Genomic DNA, 23,323 nt, shown 5'->3' on the forward strand with positions numbered 1-23,323 from the left:
GGACCGGATGACGCCCACCTCGGCCTTCGAGGAAGACACCTACTGGGAGCACTCCCACCCGCGGCGCGGGTTCTTCACGGACACCTCCATCTGCATCGGCTGCAAGGCCTGCGAGGTGGCGTGCAAGGAGTGGAACCGCAACCCGGTGGACTCGGACTACGAGATCCTCGGTTCCTCCTACGACAACACGGGCGGGCTCGGCGCGGACACGTGGCGCCACGTGGCCTTCATCGAGCAGACCCAGGACCGCATCGAGGAGGCCCGTGAGTCCGGCCGCGCCCTGGTGAACCTGGGGATGCCGCGGGTGGGGCCCCCTGAGACGTCGCCCGCGCCGTCGTCCGGTGGGTGCGCGTGCGGTTCGGCCGCGCCGGTGAACAACGCCGCTGGGTCCGGGTGCGCGGGCCCGTCCTCGGCGACCACCGCGCCCGCGGCCAGTGGCTGCGGATCCACGGGCGGTTGCGGTTGCTCCTCCGGTGGGGCGGGCGGCGCAGGCGCGGGCACCGGCGAGGACGGTTCCCCCGTCCTGGACACCCCGGACTTCCGCTGGCTCATGTCTTCGGACGTGTGCAAGCACTGCACCCACGCCGGGTGCCTGGACGTGTGCCCCACGGGCGCGCTGTTCCGCACCGAGTACGGCACCGTCGTGGTCCAGGAGGACATCTGTAACGGATGCGGGACGTGCGTGGCCGGCTGTCCGTTCGGCGTAATTGAGCGCCGCGACGACGGCCTCGTGGAGCCCAAGAACCAGCGCGGTGCGGCTCCCATGCCGGACACCGTGAAGGTCCCCCAGGACGGGATCGCCCAGAAGTGCACGCTGTGCTACGACCGTATGAAGGACGACCAGACCCCGGCGTGCGCGCAGGCGTGCCCCACCACCTCCATCAAGTACGGCGAGCGCGAGACCATGCTCGAGTCGGCCCAGAAGCGGGTCGCCCAGTTGCACGAGCAGGGCAAGACCGAGGCGCGGCTCTACGGCGCCAACCCCAAGGACGGCGTGGGCGGAACCGGGTCCATCTTCCTGCTGCTCGACGAGCCCGAGGTGTACGGCCTGCCGCCGGATCCCCGCGTCCCCACGGCTGACCTGCCGCGCATGTTCAAGCGCGCGGGCATGGCCGTGGTGGGCATGCTGGCGCTCGGCGCGGTCGCGTTCACGGCGGGTGATCGCTCATGAGCATTTCCCCGTACGACGCCTACCGTCCGCCGCAGGAGCCGCGCGGCAAACGACGCCGCAAGAACCGCACCCCGGGCGGGGGAGCCTTCCGCCGCGGTGGCGGTGACGGTTCCCGCGAAGTGCCCGTGGTGCCGGAACCCGAGTTCAGGTCCTACTACGGCCGCCCGATCGTCAAGGCCCCACCGTGGGACTCCAAGATCGCGTCCTACCTGTTCCTGGGCGGTCTCGCGGGTGGTTCCGCGCTGCTGTCCCTGGGCGGCTACTTCACGGACCGGCCCGCACTGCGTCGCAACGGTCGCCTGGGCGCACTGGGAGCGGCGAGCCTCGGGACCGTGGCGCTCGTCGCGGACCTCGGGCGCCCCGAGCGGTTCCTGCACATGATGCGCACGGTCAAGCCCACCTCGCCCATGAGCCTGGGTTCGTGGTTGCTCGCGGGTTTCGCGACCAACGCGGGCGTGGCCGCCGCGATCGAGGTGGACCGGATGACGGATGAACGCCTCCCGCTCGGCCCCCTGCGCCCGGTGCTGCACGCGCTCGAGCTGCCCACGAGCGTGGCCTCCGGCGTTCTCGGAGCGCCGCTCGCGGCCTACACCGCCGTGCTGCTCGGGGACACCGCAGTGCCCACATGGCACGAGATGCACGCGCACCTGCCGTTCGTGTTCGTCAGCTCCGCGTCCCTGGCATCCGGGGGCTTCGCGCTCGTGACCACGCCCGTGGCGGAGACCGGCCCCGCACGGTTCTTCGCCGTGGCCGGGGTCGCGGGGGAGCTCGCGGCCATGCACGTCATGAAGGGCGCGATGGACCCCGTCTCCGTGGAACCGCTCGAACAGGGCAAGCCCGGTGCGTGGCTCACCTGGAGCGAACGACTCTCGGTCATCGGTGGCGTGGGCGCTCTGCTCGGCGGACGACGCCGTTGGGTCGCCGCAGCCTCGGGACTCGCCCTCATGACGTCCTCCGCGCTCACACGCTGGGGTGTGTTCTGGGCCGGCAAGGAATCCGTGAAGGACCCCCGGTACACCGTGATCCCGCAGCGCAACCGGCTCGAGAAGCGCCGCGCCGCCGGGATCACCGACGATTCGATCACGACCGCCGGCTGAGTCTTCCGAGGCGGAGGGCTGTCCCGCTCACGTGCGAACACATGCTCGGGACGACCGCGCATGCCGTCCCGCAACCGGTCGGACGACCGGTTCGCGCGACGGGTTGAGTTGAGCGGCGCGTTCAGCGCACGGTGATGAGCGCATCGCCGTCGGCGGGAACCTCGGTGGTCTCCCCGATCACGGGATAGCCGGGGACCTCCCCGACCACGAGCAGTCCGCCCGAGGTCTGGGCATCCGCGAGCAGGAGCAGCTGGCCCTCCGTGATTCCCGATCCCGCGAACAGGAACGGGCGCACCCAGTCCAGGTTGCGGCGGGTACCACCCGAGACGAAACCGTCCCGCAGAGCGTCCGCGGCGCCGTCGACAAGCGGAACCGCGGAGGCGTCGAGCGTGGCGGCCACCCCGGAGGCCCGGCACATCTTGTACAGGTGGCCCAGCAGACCGAAACCGGTCACGTCCGTGGCCGCACGCACCCCGGCCGCAAGGGCTGCGCGGGACGCATCCTTATTGAGCGCGGTCATGGTCTCGATCGCGGCGGGGAACACCTCGCCCGTGGTCTTGTGCCGGTTATTGAGTAGTCCCACCCCGATCGGCTTGGTCAGGGTGATGGGCAGACCCGGCCGGGCGGCGTCGTTGCGCATGAGGCGTTCGGGATCTGCGGTACCGGTGACCGCCATGCCGTACGTGGGTTCGGGGGAGTCGATCGAGTGCCCACCGATCACGGGGCAGCCCGCGAGCGCGGCCACGTCCAGGCCGCCCTGCAGCACCTCGGCCATTAGGCTCATGGGCAGCAGTTCACGGGGCCAGCCCACGAGGTTGATCGCGACCACGGGGGCGCCGCCCATCGCGTAGATGTCGGACAGTGCGTTCGCCGCGGCGATCCGGCCCCAGTCGCGGGCGTCGTCCACCACGGGGGTGAAGAAGTCGGCGGTCGAGAGCACCGCGAGGTCGGGGCGCACGAGGACGGCCGCGGCGTCGTCGCCGTCGTCCAGGCCCACGAGGACGTCCGGGGAGTTCTGGCCCGTGAGTCCCTTGACGGCGTCCTCGAGCTCGCCCGGCGGGATCTTGCAGGCGCAGCCACCGCCGTGGGCGTAGCTCGTGAGACGGCCGATCCCGGTCCCGGACGGGTGCGAGGTCGTGGACGGGTGGGCAGCTTCGGGAGTCATGCAACCAGTCTAGGAGTGGGGACGGACAGGCTACTGAGTCATGACGACCGAGGGCGTCCGAGTGCGGTGATACATTCGCTCCCGGAGGCGTACGTGTCCTGGTGGGCGCCCCGGTCTTCAAAACCGGTGAGACCGAGCAGCTCGGTCTGGCGGGTTCGATTCCCGTCCGCCTCCGCCACTTCTTGAGCACTCGCCCGCCACAGATCCCGAGGAGTTGCCGTGAGTGCAGCGGATCCCCGCAGCCGCATCCCCCGCACCGACCGGTTGCTCGCGGATCCTCGCATCGGGTCCGTGGGAGCCGGGCTGGGGGCCGCGGCGGTGCGGGTCGCGATCACGGCCGCGCAGGCCCGGGCACGCGCGGGGGAGATCGCGCCCGAGGACGTCGCGAGCGCCGTCGTCACCGAGCTCTCGGCGCGCGGCGCGTCTTCATTGACCCCGGTGCTCAACGCCACGGGCGTGGTGGTGCACACCAACCTGGGCCGCGCTCCGCTCTCCGATGCCGCCCGCCAGGCCCTGCAGGACGCCTCCGGCTACGTGGACGTGGAACTGGACCTGACCACCGGGCAGCGCTCCGGCCGGGGTGTCGCCGCGCGGCAGGCACTGCTCGACGCGTGCCCCGCCGCCGAGGATGCGCTGATCGTCAACAACGGTGCCGCGGCGTTGGTCCTCGCCACGACCGCGCTGGCCGCTGGGCGCGAGGTCCTGATCAGCCGGGGCGAATTCGTGGAGATCGGTGCCGGGTTCCGCTTGTCCGACCTCATGGAATCCACGGGTGCGCGGCTGCGCGAGGTGGGGACCACCAACCGCACGCACCACGCCGACTACCGGGACGCCATGGGTCCGGAGACCGGGTGCATCCTCAAGGTCCACCCCAGCAACTTCCGGGTGGACGGCTTCACGTCCTCGGTGCCGCTCGGGGAGCTGCGGGCGCTCGCGGACGAGCACGGGGTGCCGCTCGTGGTGGACGTGGGTAGCGGCCTGCTCACGCCGGATCCCGCGCTGCCCCACGAGCCGAGTCTGTCGGAAGCGCTCGAGGCCGGCGCGGACGCCGTGATCGCGAGCGGGGACAAGCTGCTCGGCGGGCCCCAGGCGGGTCTGTTGCTCGGGCGCACCGAGACGATCCGCCACCTTGCGCGCTTCCCACTGGCCCGGGCCGTGCGCGCGGACAAACTGACCCTCGCCGCCCTTGAGGCCACCCTGCGGGGCGGTCCCACCCCCGTCGCGAGCGCCCTGCACGCGGACCCGCAGCGCGTGCGTGAGCGCGCGGAGGCCCTGGCCGCCGCGGTGGGAGCCCGCGTCGTGGAGCACGATGGTCGCGTGGGTGGGGGTGGTGCTCCCGGTGTCCCGCTGCCCGGCTGGGCCGTGCGGCTCCCGGAGGCCGCCGCGCGCCCGTTGCGTCTCGGCACGCCAGCCGTGCTGCCGCGCGTGCACGACGGCGCGTGCCTCGTGGACCCCCGCTGCGTCCCCGAGGAGCGGGACGCTGACCTGCTCGCCGCCGTGCGCGCGGCGCTCGCGGAGGTGGGCTGATGTACGTCGTGGCGACGGCCGGTCACGTGGACCACGGCAAGTCCACCCTGGTCCGAGCACTCACGGGGATCGAACCGGATCGGTGGGACGAGGAGAAGCGACGAGGGCTCACGATCGACCTCGGGTTCGCGTGGACCGAGCTGCCCTCGGGGAGGCATGTGGCGTTCGTGGACGTCCCCGGGCACGAGCGGTTCCTGGGCAACATGCTTGCCGGTGTGGGCCCGGCTCCGGTGGTGTGCTTCGTGGTGGCCGCGGACGAGGGCTGGCAGGCCCAGTCCCGCGACCACCGGGATGCGGTCGCTGCTCTCGGGATCGAGTACGGGATGATCGTGGTGACCAAGGCGGACCGGGCTCCGGAGCGGGTGGCCGACGTCGTGGCGCGGGCGCGCGCGGAGCTCGCCCACACGGGTCTCGCGGACGCTCCCGCCGTGGCCGTCTCGGCGCGGGAGGGAACCGGACTCGACGAGTTCCGGGACACGCTGGACGCGGTGCTCTCCCGCGTGCCCGGCCCGGACCCGGACGCCAGGATCCGGTTGTGGATCGACCGGGCCTTCACGATTTCCGGTGCCGGGACCGTGATCACAGGGACCCTGACCGCCGGGACCCTGCACACGGGTGACCGGTTGACCCTGCGCGGTCGAACGGGAAAGCAAGAGGTCACCGTGCGCTCGATCCAGAGTCAGAATGATTCCGTGGCGCGGATCGGACCCACCCACCGCGTGGCCGTGAACCTGCGGGGCACGAGCAAGGACGCGATCCACCGTGGGGACGTGCTCGTGACCCCGGACGCGTGGCCGAGCGCGGGCGTCATCGAGGTCCGCCGTGAGCGGGGTGCTCCGTTCGACGAACTGCCCGCCGAGATCGTGGTGCACGCGGGAACCGCCGGCGTGGGCGCTCGGTTGCGACCGCTCGATGCCAATCACGCCCGATTGCAGCTGGACCACGACATGACCCTCGTGCCGGGGGACCGGCTCGTGCTGCGCAGTCCCGGGGCGCAGGTCGCGGTCGGGGGTGCACGTGTGCTCGACGTCGACCCGCCCACCTTGGACCGGCGCGGTGCGACCGCCCGGGAGACCGCTCGGCTCGCGGGCATCGCCGACCACGGCGACCCCGTGGCGGAAACCGTCAAGTACGGGGCGGTGAGCACCGAGCGGTTGCGGCTGCTGGGGTTCGCGGCGGACGAGACGCCCTCCGGCGACGTCGTGGTGGCGGACGGATGGTGGATCCACGTGCCCCGGCTCACGGAGTGGGCCACGCAGTTGCGAGCGGCGGTCGAGGCCGCGCACGAGCGCGACCCCCTGGCCCCGGGACTGCCCCGGGGCGCGGCCCGCACAGCGCTCGGCGAACCGGTCGGACGGCTCCTGGACATGCTCTTGGCCCGGGCGCAGCTCACGGAGCAGGACGGATACATCACGGTCCTCGGTCGCGGCGGCGGACTCGGTGCCGCGGAGGCCGCGATCACCGCGCTCGAGAAGCGCTTGCGTGCGGATCCGTTCGCGGCACCGGAGGCGTACGAACTGCAGGAGTTGCGCCTCGGCCCCCGAGAACTGGCGGCGGCGCAGCGGCTCGGTCGGGTGCTGCGGTTACCCGGCGATGTCGTCCTGTTGCCCACCGCGCCCGCGCTCGCGATGCGCGAGCTCGCGCGGCTGCCCCAGCCCTTCACCACGAGCCAGGCGCGGCAGGCGTGGGGCACCACGCGCCGGGTGGCCGTACCGCTGCTCGAACACCTGGACGCCAAGGGCTGGACGCGGCGCGAGGACGGGAGCAACCGCAGCATCGTGCGGTGAACACCCGCTGCGGATCGGTACGAGCGGTGGGACCTTGCGCGCCGTGAGCGAAACATCCTCGCGGGGAGGCGGAGCGGGGGCTAACGTCGACACCACGACATCCGGTGATCCGGCGCGAGACCCAGCGAAGGAGCAGTCATGACCGAAACCCCCGCACAGGACCCCCAGGGCGGACAGCCCCCGCTCGAGAACGGCACCCCGGACGGTGCCCTGCCCGACCAGGCCGCCAACGGCGTTCCGCAGGGAGAGACCAATGGCGCGCCCCAGGGCGAGACCATCGGTGCGACCGGTGACGCTCAGGACTCGTCCCTCGAGAAGGACCCCTCGACCTGGGTCAGCGGCGATGAGCCCATGACCGCGTCCCAGAAGTCCTACCTGGACACCCTCGCCAAGCAGGCCGGGGAGGAACTGCCCGCGGATCTCACCAAGGCGGAGGCGTCCCAGCACATCGAACGGCTCAAGGGCTCGCAGAACTGATCCGTCCTCATCCGGGACGTCCCGGATCCACCGCCCCGTACCCGGCATCCACGCCGCGTGCGGGGCGGTGTCCGCTTTGGGGCGCGGTGGGCGCGCACAGTAGATTGGGCCCGTGCCCCAGGACCAGAAACCCCTCGTGAAGACCACGCTCGTGGGAGACGGCGAGCATCGCGTCGTGTTCCTGCACGGGCTGTTCGGCCGCGGCAAGAACTTCACGAACATCGCCAAGGGATTGCGACCCGAGTTCCGCAGCTTGCTCGTGGACCTGCCCAACCACGGTGAGTCCGCCTGGACCGAGAGCTTCGGCTACGCAGCCATGGCGGATACCGTGGCCGCCGAGCTGTGTGAGTCCTTCGCCGCGGACGGTCCCGTGGACGTCGTGGGCCACTCGATGGGCGGCAAGGTCGCCATGATCCTGGCCCTGCGTCACCCGGAACTCGTGCGCCGGCTCGTGGTCGTGGACATCTCCCCGGTGGGTGCGCAGGAGTCCGGTGCCGGGCGGGGCGACTTCGAGCACCTGCTGGGCGCCCTGCAGCGCCTGGACCTGAGCGACTTCAGCCACCGCTCCCAGGCGGACGCCGCGCTGCGCCCCGAGATCCCCGAGGACCACGTGCGCGGTTTCCTCCTCCAGAACCTGCGCCACCGGGACGGCGGTTTCGGGTGGCAGCCCAACCTGGGCCTGCTCCATGCCGAGCTCGGCGCCATCGGGGACTGGCCCGCGGACGACGTCGCAGGGCGCACCTTCATGGGGCCCGTGCTGTGGATCGCGGGGGAGCGTTCCGACTACGTCCAGGACAGCTACGTCCCCGCGATGCGCGCGCTGTTCCCGCGCACGGTGCGGACCACGGTGCGCGGTGCGAGCCACTGGGTGCACGCGGACCGCCCGGACGAGGTCATCTCCGCGCTGCGCACGTTCCTGCTCACCGACCGCTGATCCGCTGCGATGCCGCCGATCGGCGCGCATCATTCCCGCGCGGAGCGCCTCCGGGCGGGCCCCGCGGTTAACACGCGCGGGCGTCGCCGCCCCGGCCGACAGGGTTCTGAGTCCACGACCACAGGAGAACCCCGGGTGCACTCCGACCTCGGCCACCATGTCTTCGTGACCTTGAGCGGGGTGTTCTGCATCGGCGGGACACTCGTGGGCGTCGGGGTGACCGGGACCTTCGTGGCTGACACCGCCGGGGGAGCCCTGGACTCGGAGCGACCCTGATCGCTCCCGCGGGCACCGCGTTCTCCATCTGGTCCGTGATCTAGGTGTACTGACCGGGGACGTTGGTCAATCGCGAGAACGGCGGCTGGTTGCCGCAGGCGGTGTGTGGCCGGTGATGGTTGTAGTAGTGCAGCCAGCCGTCGAGCTCGCCCCGGCGTTCGGCCTCTGAGGTGTAGCAGCGGGCGTAGGCCCAGCCGTCGGCCAGGGTGCGGTGGAAGCGTTCGATCTTGCCGTTGGTCTGCGGCTGATAGGGCCGGGTGCGCTTGTGCGTGATCCCGAGTTCGGTGCAGGTGTCGCGCCATAGGTGCGACTTGTAGGCGCCACCGTTGTCGGACAGGACCCGTTCGACGGTGACGCCGCGGGCGTTGAACCACTCGACAGCCCTCACCAGGACCGCGGTGGCGGTGATCGCGGTTTCGTCGTCGTGGATCTCGGCGTAGGCGACACGGGAATGGTAGTCAATGACGGTATGGACGTAGGCCTTGCCCATCAACGGGTCCCGGTACTTGTTCTTCTGCTTGTCCGGGGTGGCGGCGCGGTTCTTCTCGCCCTGTTGTCGGCCGACGTAGCGCCAGCCCCCGCCGTCGGGAATGTTGCCCAGCTTCTTCACATCGACATGCAGCATCGCCCCGGGATGGTCATGCTAGTAACGGCGCACTGGCTCCCCGGTGGCGCGATCGACGTGCGAGAGCCGGTTCAGGCCGGCATCGACCAGGATCCGGTGAACCGTCGAGGGCGCGATCCCCAGCCGACAGGCCAACTGCACAGGCCCTTCCCGCAGTCGGAGGCGCAGCTGGATGCAGCGCTTCGCCATCGCCTGGCTGGTCTTGTTCGGCGACTGATGTGGCCGTGAGGAGCGGTCCTGCATGGACTGCCCGGCGCGATAGCGGTCGGCCCAGCGCTTCACCGTCGGCCACGAGACCTGGAATCGTGCGGCGACCTCGCTGACAGGCCAGCCCTCGTCAACGACGAGCCGCGCAACCTTGAGGCGGTGACGTGGAGTGAGTGCTGCATTGGCATGAGTCATGGCGGCATTCCCTTCGGTCGCAGCGACCATCCCGAAGGGTGCTTTTCAGTGGCTCTGGGCGTAGTGGCGCAGCGCTTGGGCGGCGAAGCCGGCGGCTTCTGCACCACCGAAAGCGGGATGGAAGTCTGGGTTGGTGGCGTAGAGGTTGGCCATGCCAGTGAGCATGGCGCGGGTCTTGTCCAGGTCGCCGGCATGCCCGGGCGTCCCGGGGATCTGGGCGAACCAGGCGGCATGGGCGGCTGCGTGCTGTTGGGCCTGGTCGCTCAATGGGGAGACACCCGACTGGTGGAGTTCGCCCCACCGCGCCAGGAGCTGTTCGGCGTCGGCCTGGAACTGACGTTGCTGGGTGAGGTTCTTGCTATGCCACCACCGGTTGGACTGCTCGAAGACCACGCGTCCCCATCGTTGGGTCACCTCGGCCTCATAGCGGTCGTTGAAGCCTTCGAGCATCATGTCCATCCGCGGTTGGCGTCCCTCGCGTCGCATCGTCACGGTGTGCTCGACGGACGCGATACGACGTTCCAGCGCTTCCCGCTCGTGCTCGAGGTGTACCAGGTGCGCCTCGAGGGCGGTGATCTCCTCGTCTGGGTTCGCGTCGCTTGCCAGCGCTTCGCCGATCGCACCCAGGGCCAGGCCGGCTTCACGCAGGAGCAGGATGCGTTGCAGGCGTGCCACGGCGACAGGTCCGTAGTAGCGATAGCCGTTCGCGCCGATCCGGTCCGGGACGAGCAGGCCGATCTGGTGATAGTGACGCAATGTCCTGGCGCTGATGCCGGCGCGGTCAGCGAGTTCTTGGACGGTCCACTCCACCATCTCGGCCTCTCTCGTCAGCGGGCTGGCATTGTCAGACCCAACTGTGGCAGTGCCACGGCCAGGATCTCGGAGGCGGGCGTGGCCACGGCCCTGGCGGGTGACTGTCCGGTGGCCTCCCGATAGGCGGACACGAAGCGTGCCCCGGCAGCGTAACCGGCCCCGGTGGGCAGCCCGACCGGTGTTGCGCCGAACAGGCAAGCGCTCGGATCGCCCAACACCCAAGCCGCGAAATCCTGCATGCCAGTCACGTCCAGGCCTTCGGTGACGCGGCGCAGCACCTCGTCGCTGGTACGGGTCTGGTCGCTGACGAAGTGCGTGAATCCCTGCTCGCCCACGAGGTCGGCGGCGAACAGGTCCGCGAGACCCTCAGCCACTACGTGCTCGCCAACCGTGACCGTCTGCGGGTTCCACACCACGCCTCCGGGCGAGTACCGCACATTGTGGTGGAGCTCGTGCAGGGCGATGCCCTCCAACCGCGCCAGAACCTCGTCGGTGGGCCAGATCGTGATGGCGATGTACCCGCTGATCCCACCGAAGGCCGACAGGCCGCGGATCTCATCCATGAAGTGCTTGTTGGTGGGATCCCCGAGCACGAGCAACACCGTCAGGTCAGGCATCGCCACAGTCGGATCGGCAGCGTTCAGCTCCCGCAGCCCCGTTTCGAGCGCTCGCTCGACACGGCCCCAAACATCGGCGCGTTCCAAAGCGTCGACCGCGCCGAGGATCTTGTCTGCCGCTACGGAGGGTCCGAAACCGAAGTTCTGGCTGTGAACCGCGGCCAGATCAGGTCCACCGGGAATGAAGAAGTACATCCCCGCCATCGGCTCCCACAGTCTGCGAGCTGCGTCCTTCCACTGCTCCGGAGAACTGCTCACCATCGCCCGCATCCCAGCGGCACTGTCAATCATCGTCACTGTCATGCCCGCGACGCTAAACATTGACGCTGCGTCAAGGTCAAGCTCCTGACCGTCGATCAACGTGTCCGGTCAGTACATCTAGGTGGGCCTGTTCCCCTACACCGTGCGGCAATGGCTGCCGAGCGTCGCGACGAACGCGCGGGAGCGCCGGATCGGCTGGCTCGCCGGGGTGTCCATAGTGCTCAACGCCGCATGGCTGCGTGCTCCTCACCGCCGTCTTCGCCCGGCTCCTGGGTCCGCGTTTCACCGTGGCCGCGGCCGTGGTGTGGGCGCTCGTGTGGATCGGGGTGGCCCGCACCTCCAGTGGACCCGCGTCCCAGGTGGTGGGAACCGCGGCGTTCGTCCTCGCGGCCGTGACCCTGCTGATCTGGATCATGGCCCTGGTCCGGGGTCGCAACCGGGGTACCCGGGCACTCGGCACCCGCGCGGGACGCGAGCGCAGCGGCGTCGTCGCGAGCTGACCCGGTACCGCGGGGCACCGCGTAGCGTGGACGCCGTGAATCCCTCGACCTCACCGACGGCCCGGGAGAGCTGTGGTTCGTCCACGCAGGGCGTGCTGCTCGTGGTCGCCGCGGCGTTCGTCACGCAGACGGGCGCGGCGATCGCCGTGAGGCTGTTCGACCATGTGGGCGCCACGGGTGCCGTGTTCCTGCGTCTGGTCCTTGCCGCGGTGGTGCTGTGCGCCGTCGTGCGACCCTCCCCGGCGGGGCTCACGCGGCACACGATCGGGGTCGTGCTGGCGTTCGGGGTGGCCCTCGGTGGGATGAACCTGTTGATCTACCAGGCGATCGCGCGATTGCCGCTCGGGATCGCGGTGACCATCGAACTACTCGGACCGCTCGCGCTGTCCGTGGTGCTGTCCCGGAAGTGGGGCGGGGTGCTGTGGGCCGCCCTGGCGCTCGCGGGCGTCGTGCTGCTGAGCGGTGTGGGCCCGGGCTCAGGGGTCCCCGACCTGGCGGGTGTGTTCTTCGCCATGGCTGCGGCCGCGATGTGGGCCGTGTACATCCTGATGTCCCGGCAGGCGGGGCGCAGTTTCCCGGGGACCCAGGGGCTCGCATGGGCCATGGTGATGGGCGCGGTGCTCGCGGCGCCCTTCGGGATCGCGAGCGGTGGAGCGGCGCTGCTCGAGCCGCGCGTGTTGCTCGTGGGGCTCGCGGTGGCGCTGCTGTCCTCGGCGCTGCCCTACGCCCTCGAACTCGCGGCACTGCGTCGGTTGGCCGCCGAGACGTTCTCGATCCTGGTGAGCCTGGCACCGGCGGTCGCCGCTCTGGTGGGCTGGGTGATCCTGGGGCAGGTGCTGGGCCCTGCGGAGATCATCGGAATGGGCCTTGTGATCCTCGCCGGTGCGGGGGCCGTGCACACGGGGCGTCTGCCATCCACGGGGCCGACGCCGCCGGGGACATGACGCGCGCTGGTTCCGACCCGGCCCGCTCCCGCCGTTCCGGGCTGCGTCGTCGGAGGGGTGGGTTCCCGCAACGCTGCCCGCTCCGCGTCGTCGAAGGAGCATGTTCCCCCCGCGCTGTCGGCTTCGCTGGAGGCGTGGTCAAGCCCCGCCACCCGACTCGACGGAGGGACGTTCTGCTCCGAGTGCGCCAGCTGTGTTCCGGCATCCATCCGGGCCGTCGGTGCTGCGGCCTAGCATGATCCACCATGGGATTCTCACGCGCCGAACTCGATTCCTACCGGGATCGCACTGTCCCGGATCTGCTGCCCCAGCCGTTGCGGCTGTTGTTCGTGGGTATCAACCCGGGGCTGTGGACCGCCGCGACCGGTGCGCACTTCGCCCGGCCGGGTAACCGGTTCTACCCGGCGCTGCACCGCGCGGGGATCACCCCGACCCTGATCAACGCCGCCGACGGCTACGTCCCGGAGGAGCTGGCGCAACTGACCGACCGGGGGATCGGGATCAGCAACGTGTGTCCCCGGGCCACTGCGCGGGCGGATGAGCTCACTGCGGAGGAGTTCCACGAGGGGGCACAGCGGCTGGACCGACTGGTCCGCGCGGAGCATCCCGCCGTGGTTGCGGTGCTCGGCATCACCGCGTACCGCGCGGCCTTCGACCGCCCCAAGGCCGTCACGGGTCGGCAGGATTCACCGTGGCCGGGCACCGAACTGTTCGTGGCACCCAACCCCAGCGGTCTCAACGCCCACAGTTCCCTGGACGACCTCGCGCGGATCTACGGTGACATCGCCCGCGCCGCGGGCATCGCCGTCGACCCGGAGGACACCCCTCGAAGCGTTGAACCTCGGGATGTCAAACATCCTTGACATCGGGTGTCAAGCACACTTGACTGTAGCCATCGACATTCGGAACGGTATCCCCGCTCCGACCGGGTGAAGGGATCGCAGTCATGACCACTCGAGCAGAGCGCCGGATGGAGGCGCCCCCGTCCGCCTATGTCACCATGCTCATCACCGGTGCGCTCGCCGCGGCGGCGCTGGGTGGCGTGGCCGCATGGTTCTCCGACGAGAACCGGCTCATGGCGTTCGTCATCTTCGCGATGTGCACCGCCGGGCCCATGTTCGCCCTGTCGTGGTTCGTGTTCGTCTCCCGATACACGGCGAAGTCCGATCCCCACGCGGAGGACAACGTGGAGGGCCAGTGGTACGAGAAGGCGGCCTCGGGCGCCTTCCACGACTTCCTGGTGGTGGCCGGGCTGGGCTGCGTCGTCCTGGCCCTCACGCAATTCGAGATCGCGGGCTCGACCCTCCTGGTGCTGTTGCTCGTGTTCGTCATGGCTGATGCCGCCATCCGCTACGCGGTACTCAACAGGCGAGGGGCCTAGTGGACAACCGGATCGCGGAGCGGAGGGGAGACCGGTCGTGGTCGCAGGCCCACCTCGCACACTTGCTGGGCGTCTCCCGCCAGACCGTGATCTCGATCGAGCGCGGCCGGTTCGACCCCAGCCTCCCGTTGGCGTTCCGGCTCGCCGCCGTGTTCGAATGTCGGATCGAGGACCTGTTCACGCCCGACGCCGTCGAGTGACCCGTGTTCCCGAGCCACCCTGTTCAGACGGCACGACCCGTATCCGGCGGGAACACCCGCAGCCCGGCGCGGGAATCACTCGTGACGGGCTCGCCCCGCGCGAAGTCCGCCCACGCGCGACGCAAGCGAGCGCCGTCGGCGAGAACGTCCGCCCACGTGTGTCCCTCGACCATGGGGGTGCGCTCCCATGCCGGGCCAGGGAAGAGCAGGGGCAGCTCGGAGATGTGCGCCGCGGCGATCGGGCTGCGCCCCACACCCCACGAGAACTCGTAGCGTGCGCCCGTGCCACCCGAGCGGACATGGCGTTGCGCGAACCGGCGGGCACCCCGGCCGTAGAGCCGCTGGGTGAACGGGCTGATCAGGATCCGCTCCACGCCGCGGGACTTGCGGGGGTGGTTCATCCGCCGGAGTAGCGGGGGGATGCGCGCGGTGAACAGCGCGGCTTCGCGGGTCGTGTTGCCCACGAGGACCTCCACGTGTGGGGCGGCCTCGCACCAGTGCCGGTCCAGTTCGGATTCCGGCGGCAGCGGGTCGTGGCCGTACTGCAGTCCGAACGGCATCTGGCCCTTGAGTCCGAACCGCGTGGCGGCCTTGGCCACGCGCTGTTGCATCGTGCGGATGTCGTCCAGCGACGCGTCCCGGGCGAGTGCGCTCGCGGTCGTCGCCATGAGCTCGCTCATCGTGGCGCGCCCGGCCAATAGGCCGAACGGCGCGCTCTGGATGACGGCACGGCGGAACAGGCCCCGAGCGCCGTCGGCGATCATGAGGTGCGCGACCGCGTCCCCACCCGCGGACTGACCGAACGCCGTGACGTTGGCGGGGTCGCCGCCGAACGCGGCGATGTTCTCGCGCGTCCAGCGCAGGGCAGTGATCATGTCCAGCAACCCCAGGTTGGCGGGGATGTCCGCGCCGTCGCCCAGGAAACCGAGCAGCCCCAGCCGGTACGTCACGTTCACCACGATCACGCGCTGTTCGCTCACAAGCACGCGCGGGTCGTAGAACGGCGCGTCCCCCGCGCCGGATGCGTACGACCCGCCGTGGATCCACACCATCACGGGCAGCCCGGCGTCCGGCGGCGTGTTCGCAGGCACGGTCACGGAGACGCGCAAGCAGTCCTCGTCCTGGGGCAGCTCTCCGATGTTGCTGCCCACGACGTCGTCCAGGAACGGCATGGGCGGTTGCGGGCACGCGGGCGCCGGCTCGGTCGCGTGGAGCTCCGCCGACGACGCCGCGACGGGCCGCGGTCGCTCGAAACGCCCCGCGCTCGCGTACCGGATCCCGGTGGCCCGGTCCACCGGCCCGTCCCGCCATCCGATGATCCGCCCGCACGGTGCGTCCCACCGGGGTGCGGTGGGTGCGTCGGACGGGGGCGGGGTGGAGCGACTTGACACGGCGTGACCCGGGACGGCGGCGTCGTCGTCCTGTGGGGCGGACCCCGGATTTACCGGAGCGGGGGGACGCTCAGTCATGCGCGCCGCGATCCATGGACAGGCTCATCCCGATGGTCCGCGGCGCGGGGTCCGCGAACCCGTGCCGCTCGTACAGCGGACGCCCGGGCTCATCCGCCATGAGGGACACGTACGCGCCCGGCGGTGCGTCGCGGTGGATGCGATCCAGCAGCGCCCGCAGGACCGCGGAGCCGATGCCCCTGCCCTGATGCGGCGGCAACACCGCCATGTCGATCACGTGGAAGTACCACCCGCCGTCCCCGATCACCCGGCCCATGCCCACGGTGTCACCGGACTCGTCGTGGATCGCGTGGATCGCCGCCCACGCGCCGCCGATCCCGGCCGCGGCCTGTTCCTCGGTCTTGCGGCTCATCCCCGCCTCACGGCGAAGCGTCAGGTAGTCCGGGATCGTGGGCGGGCCGTCCAGGACGGTGTAACCGGGCAGGGCGTCGTTCATGCTCCTATCCTGGCGCATCCGTGGACCACGGAACACCACGCCAGCGGGGTGTCCGCTGGCGCCGCGCGGTCACCGCTGCGGGGTGAGCGTGCGGGTGTAGACCGTGGTGCCGTTGGCGTTAATGAGGCGCACCGTGAACGCGCTGCCGTCCCCCGCGACGTTCACGTGTCCGAAGTACTGGTGCTCGCCCGAGCGCGGGGAGCCCATGGGCGGACCGGCCTGTTGGAAGTCCACGCGGGGGCCGAACGTGCGGTCCAGTTCGTTGGGGCCGAAGGAACCGGCGTTGATGGGCCCGGCCACGAACTCCCAGAACGGCGTGAAGTCCTTGAACGCCGCCCGCTCCGGAGAGTAGTGGTGGGCCGCACAGTAGTGCACGTCCCCGGTGAGGAACACCACGTTCTTGATCCGGTGGTCCTTGATCGCCTTGAGCACGCGGGCCAGCTGCAGCTCACGGCCCAGTGGTGCACCGTGGTTCGCGTTGGAGATGGATTCCTGTCCCTTCCCGTCCGGGACCACCAGACCCAGGGGGAGGTCATTGCCGATGACCTTCCACGTGGCCCGGGACCGGCACAGCTCGTGGATCAACCACCGGGTCTGTTCCTCGCCCAGGATCTCCGTCTCGTGCGACTCCAGCCCATTGGTGTTCTCGCTCTTGAACGTGCGCATGTCCAGGGCGAAGACGTCCAGATGAGGGCCCCGGGCGATCTTGCGGTGGATGCGCGCGAGCTCGAAACCGGTGCCGCGGCGCAGTGCGCGGGAGTCGGCGATGGGCATGTACTCCTGCCACGCCTGCCGACCGCGGGCGGCCAGGGTGTCCACGTCCCGGACCTGCGTGTACCGCGGGTCGTCCAGGACCTCACCGGGCCACCAGTTGTTGGTGGTCTCGTGGTCGTCCCACTGCGCGATCACGGGGACCTCCGCGTACATGGCCCGCAGGTTGGTGTCCATCATGTTGTAGCGGTGGCGGCCCCGGAACTCGGCAAGCGTCTCGGCGACCTTGGAGACCTCCTCCGTGACCTCATTGCGCCACAGCGGTTCACCCGGTACCTGGCGCGTGGGCTCCAGGGGGTTGTCCGCGTAAATCGTGTCCCCGGAGTGCAGGAAGAAATCGGGCCGCGTGGCATGCATTGCCGCATAACCGCGCATGCCTCCGATCTCCGGGTTGATGCCGTAGCCCTGACCGGCGGTGTCAGCGGTCCATACGAAGGACTGGGAAGCGCACTGACCGCGGCGGTTCGTACGCTCCGGGGCGGTCGTGAACGACCCCGTGAGTCGCTCACCCATGCGTCCGGAGTCGTCCTCGAAACGGTACGTCACGTCGAAGCGGGTTCCGGCGGGAAGCTTCCGGGCCAGGATCTTGGCCGTGTGGTCGGTCCCGGGGTGGGCCCACCCGCTCACGAGGTGCAGCTTGGTGGCGCGGCGCCCGCGCAGGACGGTGCCGTCCGCCGCGGTGGCCCGCAGGACGGCGTGCAAGCGCCCCGCGCCGGAGGATCGTGCCCACAGCACGGCGGAGTCGGAGGTGACGTCGCCACTGGCCACCCCGCTCGGGAGGGTGAGGCGCTCGACCACGAGCCCCGGCCCGCGGGAGGGCTTGTCATGGGCGAGCGCGGTGGCGGGGACGGCGGTCACGGCGGCGGCCAGGGCGGCCCCGCTCATGAGCTGACGACGGTTCAAGGGGCCGTTCTGAAGAGTCATGACCTCATGATCGGCGCCGTGGGTGACCCGTGGATTGCTCCCGGGTGAATCTTCGGATCCGCTCTGACGTGCACCGATACCCCCACGGGGTGCACCACGGGCAGCCGGGGTTCCCACCCGCGGAACCGATCGACGTGCCGGTTGCCGCCCGGTGCGCCGATCGGCCCCTATGCTGGTCCCCGTTCACGCAACGGGTCGACGGGAGAACACGCAGTGAGCATCGAGGCGGCATCCGTCTTCAGCGCCGTGGATCTGCTGGGCGTGCTGACCAACGGGATCCTGGGCGGCGTCGTGGCCCGCCAATTGCGCATGGACCTCGTGGGATTCACGGTGCTCGCCATCGTCTCCGGACTGGGCGGCGGCATGCTGCGGGACACGCTGCTGCAACAGGGCTTCCCGGTGGCGCTGACCAACCCCGCCTACCTCACCTCCGCGCTCGCCGGCGCGGTGATCGCCTACCTCATGGTCTTCGGTCACCGCTGGACGATGCGCGCCCTGTTCGTGGCCGACTGTCTCTCGGTGGGGTGCTGGGCCGCCACGGGCACCGTCAAGGCCATGGGTGCCGGGCTCGCATGGCCACCGGCCATCCTGCTGGGGGTCGTCACCGCCGTGGGCGGGGGGATGATCCGGGACATCGCCGTGGGCCGGTTGCCCGCCATCTTCGGCGGGAACACCCTCTACGCCACGAGCGCCCTGCTCTCGAGCGGCCTCATGGCACTGCTCGCGGGCCTGGGTCACGAGACCGCCGGTATGGCCGGGGCCATCGTCCTCAGCGCCGTGGTCAGCGTCGCAGCGCGCCGTTTCGGGTGGCGCCTGCCCGGCCCCGCGAACCTCGGCCCCGGGGCGCTGGCACGGTTGCGCCGCAGACCCGCCACGGGCAGACGCGTGCGTCGCGAGCGGGGAGGGGTGCGGCGTCGTCGTCGGGTGTGACACCGGCGCGGACCGCGCCGACAGGTCCGGACCCGGGGCTCACGCGAACGGCGGACAACGCCGCTGCGTCCCGGTACGCGGGGAACGCTCAGTCGGCGGGGGAGACGTCCTTCACGGGCGCCTTGTTGGTCCATGACTTGGGCGCGTTGCGACCCGCCAGCAGGGAGAAGATCACGATGAGCGCTGGGGGCGCCGGCGGAAACGGACGCGGTGGACATGGTGCTCCCTAGATGTACTGACCGGGGACGTTGATCGAAGCTGATCGTCTTGTGCGCTGGCCACACCTCATCTTTCGCGCGTGGCAGCCGGGATTGCGGGTGCGGCGGGCAGTGAAGATGTCCCTGAGATCTCAAGTTTCTGGAGCGGTTGCCTGGACTGTTGGGCGACGTCGTCAAGAGCCTCTGAGCGTTTGTAGGGTTAGGTGTCAGTGATCGCCTCCGGGGTCCCCTCGGTGCGACAGGGTCTCTACGGGCCTTCTGAGTCCCCTTCGACTGTCCGGACGGGAGCGTGGCGGGCTGCTCGGATCACGACATCGGGATGGTCGATCAACTGAATGTTGGCGGCCAAGATGTCGCACCATGCCTCAGGATCCGGCGAGACTGTGCTCAAGATGGCGGAACGCAGCGACTCTCGGATGTTGCCTGGAAGGTGCTCAGTCACCTCGGTGAGAATCTCCCCCCGGACTTGCTCGCGCTCGGAGGTGAATGTCGGCCCGTGAAGCCGACGGAGCATGTGGGACAAGGCATCGTGTGGCTGATCAACTTCGACGGGCTCCGCTGAGGCCGCCTGCAGATGATCGACGGCTGCTGCGTGCCAAACGGGCGCCAGCATGGCGGCTGTTGGGAGGCTGATGCGTTGAACAGATGCGATGGCTGTCCGACCCAAGGCCAGAGAAATGCTCCCGGGGTCCTCGTGCTCGTTGAGGTAGCGAGCCACATCGATGTTCCCGGGGCAGGCGGTGTCGAGTGCCACATCTCCCATCCAGTCGACGGGCTCAAGCCCGCAGCCCTCTGCCACCACGACGTCACGACGCAGACGCACGCGGTAGAGGTGGAATTGCTCACCGGCTGTGTGCTGGTCACGTAGGCGTCGGAACATGTTGTGTATGGCTGCCTCGTAAGTTCCCACGTGCAGGGCTATTGCCCTCTGGCGTGCCACCCAGCGAGCCACGCCGACATCCCCGCCCATCCGGAGCTTGGTCTGCTCGTTCAAACGCACTGAGGGGTCGAAGTCCTTCGCGGGCCAGTCGGGATGGGTCGAAGTGTGCCACCACGACAACCCCACCACGTCGCTATCGATCAGAGCGGGATCCGCGGGGTCCACAACGACTCGAGTGGCCTTCTCCTGGGTGCAGTCAACGCCACAGCCCGGACAGACCTCTTCCGCATAGGACCAGCGCTCGAACCAGTCGTCACAGAAGCTCTGCTCATGACCACAAGCGGCGCAGCGCGTGAGCCGAGAGCGGTAGAAATTGGGCTCTCGATCGACCAGGTCCATGCCCCATTTTCTCTCGCCCCAGCGCTGCTTCCGTTTGGAGTTCGATTGCATTGGCTCAGACCAACGGATTCGGCACACCCGGGCCGTGTCGTCGCCGCAGCTCTCATCGATCAACGTCTCCGGTCAGTACACCTAGAAGCGGCTGAGGATCTCGTGGACGGTCTGGAAACCGGTCGCGTCAAGAGCGACGCCCGCCAGCAGAGAACCGAGCAGAGACATCCAACCGAGCGTCGACACGCCCCCGGGCGAACGCGCAGGCGAGCTGGAATCGGCAGCTCCAGAGAAGGATGGGGACTCCACAGCGTCAGTCTAGGCAGTTGCTGGATGCGCGGCCTCTGGTCTGCTCACCAACCCTGGTCACCCCGTGAGGAACTTGAAGCGACGAGGTCTGAGGGTTGCTCGTCGACAGGCACGACCCACTGAGGGCGAGGATGCTACTTTTCCTGCTCATAGCGCGGTGCATACGAGTTTCCGTCAATGAGCGTGCGCGTGGAGACCACGGTGGCGAACTCGCCGTGCAGGTTCGCGGCAGTCATTGCTGAGACGGTTGCCGCGGGCAGGACGGTGCCGTCCAGCGCGGGACGGTCGAACGTGTGGGTCGCGTCGATAGCGAAGTACGTGTCGTAGCCAAGGTTCCCAGCGATCCGCGCGGTGGTTTCGCAGCAGTGGTTCGTGGTGATCCCACAGATGACGACTTGCTCGATCCCCTCTGCGCGGAGCCAGTCGTCAAGGTCTGGGGTGCCATGGAAGCTCGAGTTCACGGTCTTGCTCACCAGCAGATCAGGATCGCCGGTGATGACCTCCTTGAATTCGTTTCCCGGAGTGCCTACTGCAAGGGTCGACTCTGGGTTAGTCGAGTCGTGACGAACGAACACGATCGGCCAGGACCGATTCCGCCAATGCGTGAGAAGGCTGGATATATTGGTTTCGCAGTCAGGGTTGTCTCGTGAACCCCAGTACTCGACGTCATCGAAGCCGCGCTGCACGTCGACGACGATCAGGGCTGGGTTCTGGAGCGTGTTCATTTACTAGTTTCCTTTTGTTCTACTGCGAGTAGGGGCCGACAAAGAAGAATTAGATCTGCGGCCTTAGATGTACCGGCCGGGGATGTCTATTGGTGTTTCATGGTCAGCGGCAGTCGGGAAGCATCCGAAGCGCGGCGTCCCCTAGTCGGTTCAGGTCTCTCTCTGTCGCGCCATCGCGCGCCTGTACGGACATGCCTTGGATCACAGCGGCGATCGCTCGGGATAGACCGTCCACATCTGTCAGCCCGGGCAGTTCGCCGCTGCGTACGCCCGTTTGGAATCGAGCGCGGATATCCTTCAGGGCCTTCTCGCGCTCCGCTCTTACCACGGCTGCCGACACCTGGGCATCCGGCCCGCTGGCTAGTACACCCGTTGATACGAGGCAGCCCAAGCCCGGCTCTGTTGCAAACTCTTGAGCCGCAGTTCGGAGATATGCACCGATCGCGTCGCGGATCGGCACCCCCTCCTGGATGCCAAAGCCATGCTGCCGCTGGTACTGCGCGACAGCCTGTTTGAACAACTCGTCCTTCGAGCCGAAGGCCCGATACAAGGCGGGCGCAGTCAGCCCCATAGCCGCCTGCAGTCGTGACAGGCTCGCGCCCTCGTACCCGTACCTCCAGAAGGTCATCAGGGCTTCATGGAGCGCGTGATCGGGGTCGAATGACCGTGGTCGTCCCGGCTTGCTGATCGGCTGTTCCATAGTGAATGCTACGGTACCGCATACATGTAACGTAACGATCGCTACGGAGGCAGGTGTGCACCATCGAACAGCATTGATCACGGGAGGATCGCGCGGTATAGGTGCCGCCGTCGCCGTTGCACTGGCACAGGGGGGCGCCACGCTGGTGGGGATCCACTACGCCCGCGACAGCACTGCCGCGGAGGCAGTGGTCGAGCGAGTCAATGAAGCCGGCGCGTCCGGCGTCCTCATTCGCGCGGACCTCGCCGAAGGTGCCGCCGGCGCTGCTCACCTGGCGACGCGTTGGCGGGACGAGGTTCGACGGCACGACGCACGTGGAACGGATGTGCTTGTCAGCAACGCCGGGATCAACGGAGCGCAATCCCTAAGCGAGTTGGACGAGGGCACAGTCGCGCGTGTAGTCAACGTGAACCTCGTAGCGCCTCTCATGCTTGTCCATCACTTGTCCGACCACATCAACGACCATGGTCGGGTCATCGGGATCTCCTCCGGATTCGCCCGGATCGCCGCCCCCACTCATGTGGCATACACCGCATCCAAGGCCGGTCTAGAAGCCGCGTTTCGGGCCATCGCCGCCGAACTCGCTGAGCGCGACATTACGGTCAACACCGTGCGTCCGGGCGTCATCGACACCGACATCAATGCGGACTGGATCAACGAGCCCGGCGCCCGTGACGCAGTCGCTGCCGCCGCGGCCCTGCGAAGGGTCGGTCAGCCTGACGACGTCGCCGACATCGTTGCCTTCCTGGCCAGTCACTCCAGCCGATGGATGACCGGACAGAGCCTCGACGCCACGGGAGGGACCCAACTCTAAGGCCATCCCTGAAGCGCCCTGGGTTTCGTTCCGTGGTTAGACGGCCGCGGGCGCGGTCGTCGTCAGGAGAGTGTAGGCCGCTTCGACGCTCGCTGGGTGCGGTAGCCGAGAGTTTCGTGGAGCCGGGCCGTTCATCGTCAGCCTGACCGCGGCGGGGATGGCGTTACCCGGTGGCGTGACTCTGTGCGTCTATCCGAATGATCACTCACCACCTCACGCTCACATTAAGATCGGGACTGATGTGCGATCAGGTGTCAGCTGAGGTTAGGCCTTGATGTGCTGCCGCGGACGCTAGCGTCCTTGCCTTCGAGAGTCGTGGTTCCTTTGGGTAGGTGGTTACGGTCAGCACCTGGTGGTGACGGTCTCCCTGCTGATGGGGATGTTCCTGGCGTCGATGATTTCCTGTGCTCTGTGGTTCTGGACCACGATCCCGGTGCGAGATGGTAGCGGAGCCCTCGCTGCCTTCGCTCCCAGAGATGTCGGGGTACGGCTGTCAACGTGACCTTGTTTTCGAGGGCAAGGATCCCGACGTAGGAGGGATCCGCGGCAGCGTCTTTCACCTGCTGGTGCTGTCTATCGT

At 69.1% G+C, this 23,323-nt stretch carries 23 protein-coding genes, 1 tRNA gene and 1 pseudogene; 15 read left to right on the forward strand and 10 right to left on the reverse strand.

Annotated elements, in window-relative coordinates; genetic code table 11:
* Nucleotides 1-7: 7 nt before the first annotated feature.
* Nucleotides 8-1,171: a 4Fe-4S dicluster domain-containing protein gene (locus tag RF650_RS11790; protein ID WP_368815032.1), complete on the forward strand. Its 1,164-nt coding sequence runs from the start codon at nt 8-10 to the stop codon at nt 1,169-1,171.
* Nucleotides 1,168-2,268 carry an NrfD/PsrC family molybdoenzyme membrane anchor subunit gene (gene nrfD, locus RF650_RS11795; RefSeq protein WP_368815008.1) on the forward strand — a complete coding sequence of 367 codons (1,101 nt, stop codon included), beginning with the start codon at nt 1,168-1,170 and terminating at the stop codon, nt 2,266-2,268. The genes RF650_RS11790 and nrfD overlap by 4 nt, the downstream gene beginning before the upstream one ends.
* 121 nt (nt 2,269-2,389) lie before the next feature.
* Here nrfD and selD read toward each other — a convergent pair whose 3' ends face one another.
* Nucleotides 2,390-3,433 carry a selenide, water dikinase SelD gene (gene selD / locus RF650_RS11800; RefSeq protein ID WP_368815009.1) on the reverse strand — a complete coding sequence of 348 codons (1,044 nt, stop codon included), beginning with the start codon at nt 3,431-3,433 and terminating at the stop codon, nt 2,390-2,392.
* Nucleotides 3,434-3,516: 83 nt separating this feature from the next.
* On the opposite strand from selD, the gene RF650_RS11805 reads away from it, so the two are divergent.
* The 6 genes from RF650_RS11805 to RF650_RS11830 all read left to right on the forward strand — a co-directional run bounded on the left by RF650_RS11805 (nt 3,517) and on the right by RF650_RS11830 (nt 8,434).
* Nucleotides 3,517-3,611: transfer RNA gene (locus tag RF650_RS11805), tRNA-Sec, on the forward strand.
* Nucleotides 3,612-3,652: 41 nt separating this feature from the next.
* A complete protein-coding gene (selA, locus tag RF650_RS11810) occupies nt 3,653-4,960 on the forward strand; it encodes an L-seryl-tRNA(Sec) selenium transferase (protein ID WP_368815010.1) in 1,308 nt (435 codons plus the stop codon).
* Nucleotides 4,960-6,747: a selenocysteine-specific translation elongation factor gene (selB, locus tag RF650_RS11815; RefSeq protein ID WP_368815011.1), complete on the forward strand. Its 1,788-nt coding sequence runs from the start codon at nt 4,960-4,962 to the stop codon at nt 6,745-6,747. Before selA ends, selB begins: the two co-directional genes overlap by 1 nt.
* A 276-nt stretch (nt 6,748-7,023) precedes the next feature.
* A complete protein-coding gene (locus RF650_RS11820) occupies nt 7,024-7,224 on the forward strand; it encodes a DUF3072 domain-containing protein (protein WP_231885531.1) in 201 nt (66 codons plus the stop codon).
* A gap of 112 nt (nt 7,225-7,336) precedes the next feature.
* A complete protein-coding gene (locus RF650_RS11825) occupies nt 7,337-8,158 on the forward strand; it encodes an alpha/beta fold hydrolase (RefSeq protein ID WP_368815012.1) in 822 nt (273 codons plus the stop codon).
* A gap of 135 nt (nt 8,159-8,293) precedes the next feature.
* Nucleotides 8,294-8,434 (forward strand): hypothetical protein, encoded by a 141-nt coding sequence (locus tag RF650_RS11830; protein ID WP_368815013.1) that lies wholly within the window; start codon nt 8,294-8,296, stop codon nt 8,432-8,434.
* 40 nt (nt 8,435-8,474) lie between these two features.
* Here RF650_RS11830 and RF650_RS11835 read toward each other — a convergent pair.
* The 3 genes and pseudogenes from RF650_RS11835 to RF650_RS11845 form a co-directional block, all read right to left on the reverse strand.
* Nucleotides 8,475-9,461: pseudogene (locus tag RF650_RS11835) on the reverse strand (IS481 family transposase).
* A gap of 45 nt (nt 9,462-9,506) precedes the next feature.
* Nucleotides 9,507-10,274, reverse strand: coding sequence for a MerR family transcriptional regulator (locus RF650_RS11840; RefSeq protein ID WP_368815014.1), 768 nt, complete (start codon nt 10,272-10,274; stop codon nt 9,507-9,509).
* 14 nt (nt 10,275-10,288) lie between these two features.
* The gene (locus RF650_RS11845) at nt 10,289-11,194 is read right to left on the reverse strand and encodes a DUF2268 domain-containing protein (protein WP_368815015.1); all 906 of its coding nucleotides are present in this window, start codon (nt 11,192-11,194) and stop codon (nt 10,289-10,291) included.
* Nucleotides 11,195-11,391: 197 nt separating this feature from the next.
* On the opposite strand from RF650_RS11845, the gene RF650_RS11850 reads away from it, so the two are divergent.
* From RF650_RS11850 to RF650_RS11870, 5 genes are all read left to right on the forward strand, one after another.
* Entirely contained in the window at nt 11,392-11,652 is a 261-nt protein-coding gene (locus tag RF650_RS11850; RefSeq protein WP_368815016.1) for a hypothetical protein, read from the forward strand.
* Between the two features lie 35 nt (nt 11,653-11,687).
* On the forward strand, nt 11,688-12,596 hold the full coding sequence (locus tag RF650_RS11855) for a DMT family transporter (RefSeq protein WP_368815017.1): 909 nt from the start codon (nt 11,688-11,690) through the stop codon (nt 12,594-12,596).
* 245 nt (nt 12,597-12,841) lie between these two features.
* A complete protein-coding gene (locus RF650_RS11860; RefSeq protein WP_064846034.1) occupies nt 12,842-13,459 on the forward strand; it encodes a mismatch-specific DNA-glycosylase in 618 nt (205 codons plus the stop codon).
* 83 nt (nt 13,460-13,542) lie between these two features.
* Nucleotides 13,543-13,977: a hypothetical protein gene (locus tag RF650_RS11865; protein WP_368815018.1), complete on the forward strand. Its 435-nt coding sequence runs from the start codon at nt 13,543-13,545 to the stop codon at nt 13,975-13,977.
* The gene (locus RF650_RS11870) at nt 13,977-14,177 is read left to right on the forward strand and encodes a helix-turn-helix transcriptional regulator (protein ID WP_312918369.1); all 201 of its coding nucleotides are present in this window, start codon (nt 13,977-13,979) and stop codon (nt 14,175-14,177) included. Before RF650_RS11865 ends, RF650_RS11870 begins: the two co-directional genes overlap by 1 nt.
* Before the next feature lie 23 nt (nt 14,178-14,200).
* Here the strand turns inward: RF650_RS11870 and RF650_RS11875 are convergent, their stop codons facing one another.
* The 3 genes from RF650_RS11875 to RF650_RS11885 form a co-directional block, all read right to left on the reverse strand.
* Nucleotides 14,201-15,646 (reverse strand): carboxylesterase family protein, encoded by a 1,446-nt coding sequence (locus tag RF650_RS11875; RefSeq protein ID WP_368815019.1) that lies wholly within the window; start codon nt 15,644-15,646, stop codon nt 14,201-14,203.
* On the reverse strand, nt 15,639-16,082 hold the full coding sequence (locus RF650_RS11880) for a GNAT family N-acetyltransferase (RefSeq protein ID WP_368815020.1): 444 nt from the start codon (nt 16,080-16,082) through the stop codon (nt 15,639-15,641). Before RF650_RS11880 ends, RF650_RS11875 begins: the two co-directional genes overlap by 8 nt.
* A gap of 69 nt (nt 16,083-16,151) precedes the next feature.
* Nucleotides 16,152-17,777: an alkaline phosphatase gene (locus RF650_RS11885; protein WP_368815021.1), complete on the reverse strand. Its 1,626-nt coding sequence runs from the start codon at nt 17,775-17,777 to the stop codon at nt 16,152-16,154.
* A gap of 213 nt (nt 17,778-17,990) precedes the next feature.
* Between RF650_RS11885 and RF650_RS11890 the strand changes: the two genes are divergently transcribed.
* A complete protein-coding gene (locus RF650_RS11890; RefSeq protein ID WP_368815022.1) occupies nt 17,991-18,707 on the forward strand; it encodes a trimeric intracellular cation channel family protein in 717 nt (238 codons plus the stop codon).
* 465 nt (nt 18,708-19,172) lie between these two features.
* On the opposite strand, the gene RF650_RS11895 is transcribed toward RF650_RS11890, so the two are convergent.
* The 3 genes from RF650_RS11895 to RF650_RS11905 form a co-directional block, all read right to left on the reverse strand.
* Nucleotides 19,173-20,204, reverse strand: coding sequence for a hypothetical protein (locus RF650_RS11895; protein WP_368815023.1), 1,032 nt, complete (start codon nt 20,202-20,204; stop codon nt 19,173-19,175).
* Between the two features lie 434 nt (nt 20,205-20,638).
* A complete protein-coding gene (locus RF650_RS11900; protein WP_368815024.1) occupies nt 20,639-21,229 on the reverse strand; it encodes a cysteine hydrolase family protein in 591 nt (196 codons plus the stop codon).
* A gap of 103 nt (nt 21,230-21,332) precedes the next feature.
* The gene (locus tag RF650_RS11905; protein WP_368815025.1) at nt 21,333-21,929 is read right to left on the reverse strand and encodes a TetR/AcrR family transcriptional regulator; all 597 of its coding nucleotides are present in this window, start codon (nt 21,927-21,929) and stop codon (nt 21,333-21,335) included.
* Nucleotides 21,930-21,984: 55 nt separating this feature from the next.
* Between RF650_RS11905 and RF650_RS11910 the strand changes: the two genes are divergently transcribed.
* The gene (locus RF650_RS11910; RefSeq protein ID WP_224356222.1) at nt 21,985-22,743 is read left to right on the forward strand and encodes an SDR family NAD(P)-dependent oxidoreductase; all 759 of its coding nucleotides are present in this window, start codon (nt 21,985-21,987) and stop codon (nt 22,741-22,743) included.
* Nucleotides 22,744-23,323: the final 580 nt, after the last annotated feature.

Origin of the sequence: Kocuria sp. CPCC 205297 (assembly GCF_040981035.1) — a bacterium.
Taxonomy (GTDB): Bacteria; Actinomycetota; Actinomycetes; order Actinomycetales; family Micrococcaceae; genus Kocuria; species Kocuria marina.

What these genes read in the sequence shown, in the direction of transcription:
- RF650_RS11790 (WP_368815032.1), top strand. Translation starts at nt 8, where the DNA reads ATGACGCCCACCTCGGCCTTCGAGGAAGACACCTACTGGGAGCACTCC.
- nrfD (WP_368815008.1), top strand. Translation starts at nt 1,168, where the DNA reads ATGAGCATTTCCCCGTACGACGCCTACCGTCCGCCGCAGGAGCCGCGC.
- selD (WP_368815009.1), bottom strand. Translation starts at nt 3,433, where the DNA reads ATGACTCCCGAAGCTGCCCACCCGTCCACGACCTCGCACCCGTCCGGG.
- selB (WP_368815011.1), top strand. Translation starts at nt 4,960, where the DNA reads ATGTACGTCGTGGCGACGGCCGGTCACGTGGACCACGGCAAGTCCACC.
- RF650_RS11840 (WP_368815014.1), bottom strand. Translation starts at nt 10,274, where the DNA reads ATGGTGGAGTGGACCGTCCAAGAACTCGCTGACCGCGCCGGCATCAGC.
- RF650_RS11845 (WP_368815015.1), bottom strand. Translation starts at nt 11,194, where the DNA reads ATGACAGTGACGATGATTGACAGTGCCGCTGGGATGCGGGCGATGGTG.
- RF650_RS11860 (WP_064846034.1), top strand. Translation starts at nt 12,842, where the DNA reads ATGGGATTCTCACGCGCCGAACTCGATTCCTACCGGGATCGCACTGTC.
- RF650_RS11865 (WP_368815018.1), top strand. Translation starts at nt 13,543, where the DNA reads ATGACCACTCGAGCAGAGCGCCGGATGGAGGCGCCCCCGTCCGCCTAT.
- RF650_RS11875 (WP_368815019.1), bottom strand. Translation starts at nt 15,646, where the DNA reads ATGACTGAGCGTCCCCCCGCTCCGGTAAATCCGGGGTCCGCCCCACAG.
- RF650_RS11880 (WP_368815020.1), bottom strand. Translation starts at nt 16,082, where the DNA reads ATGAACGACGCCCTGCCCGGTTACACCGTCCTGGACGGCCCGCCCACG.
- RF650_RS11885 (WP_368815021.1), bottom strand. Translation starts at nt 17,777, where the DNA reads ATGACTCTTCAGAACGGCCCCTTGAACCGTCGTCAGCTCATGAGCGGG.
- RF650_RS11895 (WP_368815023.1), bottom strand. Translation starts at nt 20,204, where the DNA reads ATGGACCTGGTCGATCGAGAGCCCAATTTCTACCGCTCTCGGCTCACG.
- RF650_RS11900 (WP_368815024.1), bottom strand. Translation starts at nt 21,229, where the DNA reads ATGAACACGCTCCAGAACCCAGCCCTGATCGTCGTCGACGTGCAGCGC.
- RF650_RS11905 (WP_368815025.1), bottom strand. Translation starts at nt 21,929, where the DNA reads ATGGAACAGCCGATCAGCAAGCCGGGACGACCACGGTCATTCGACCCC.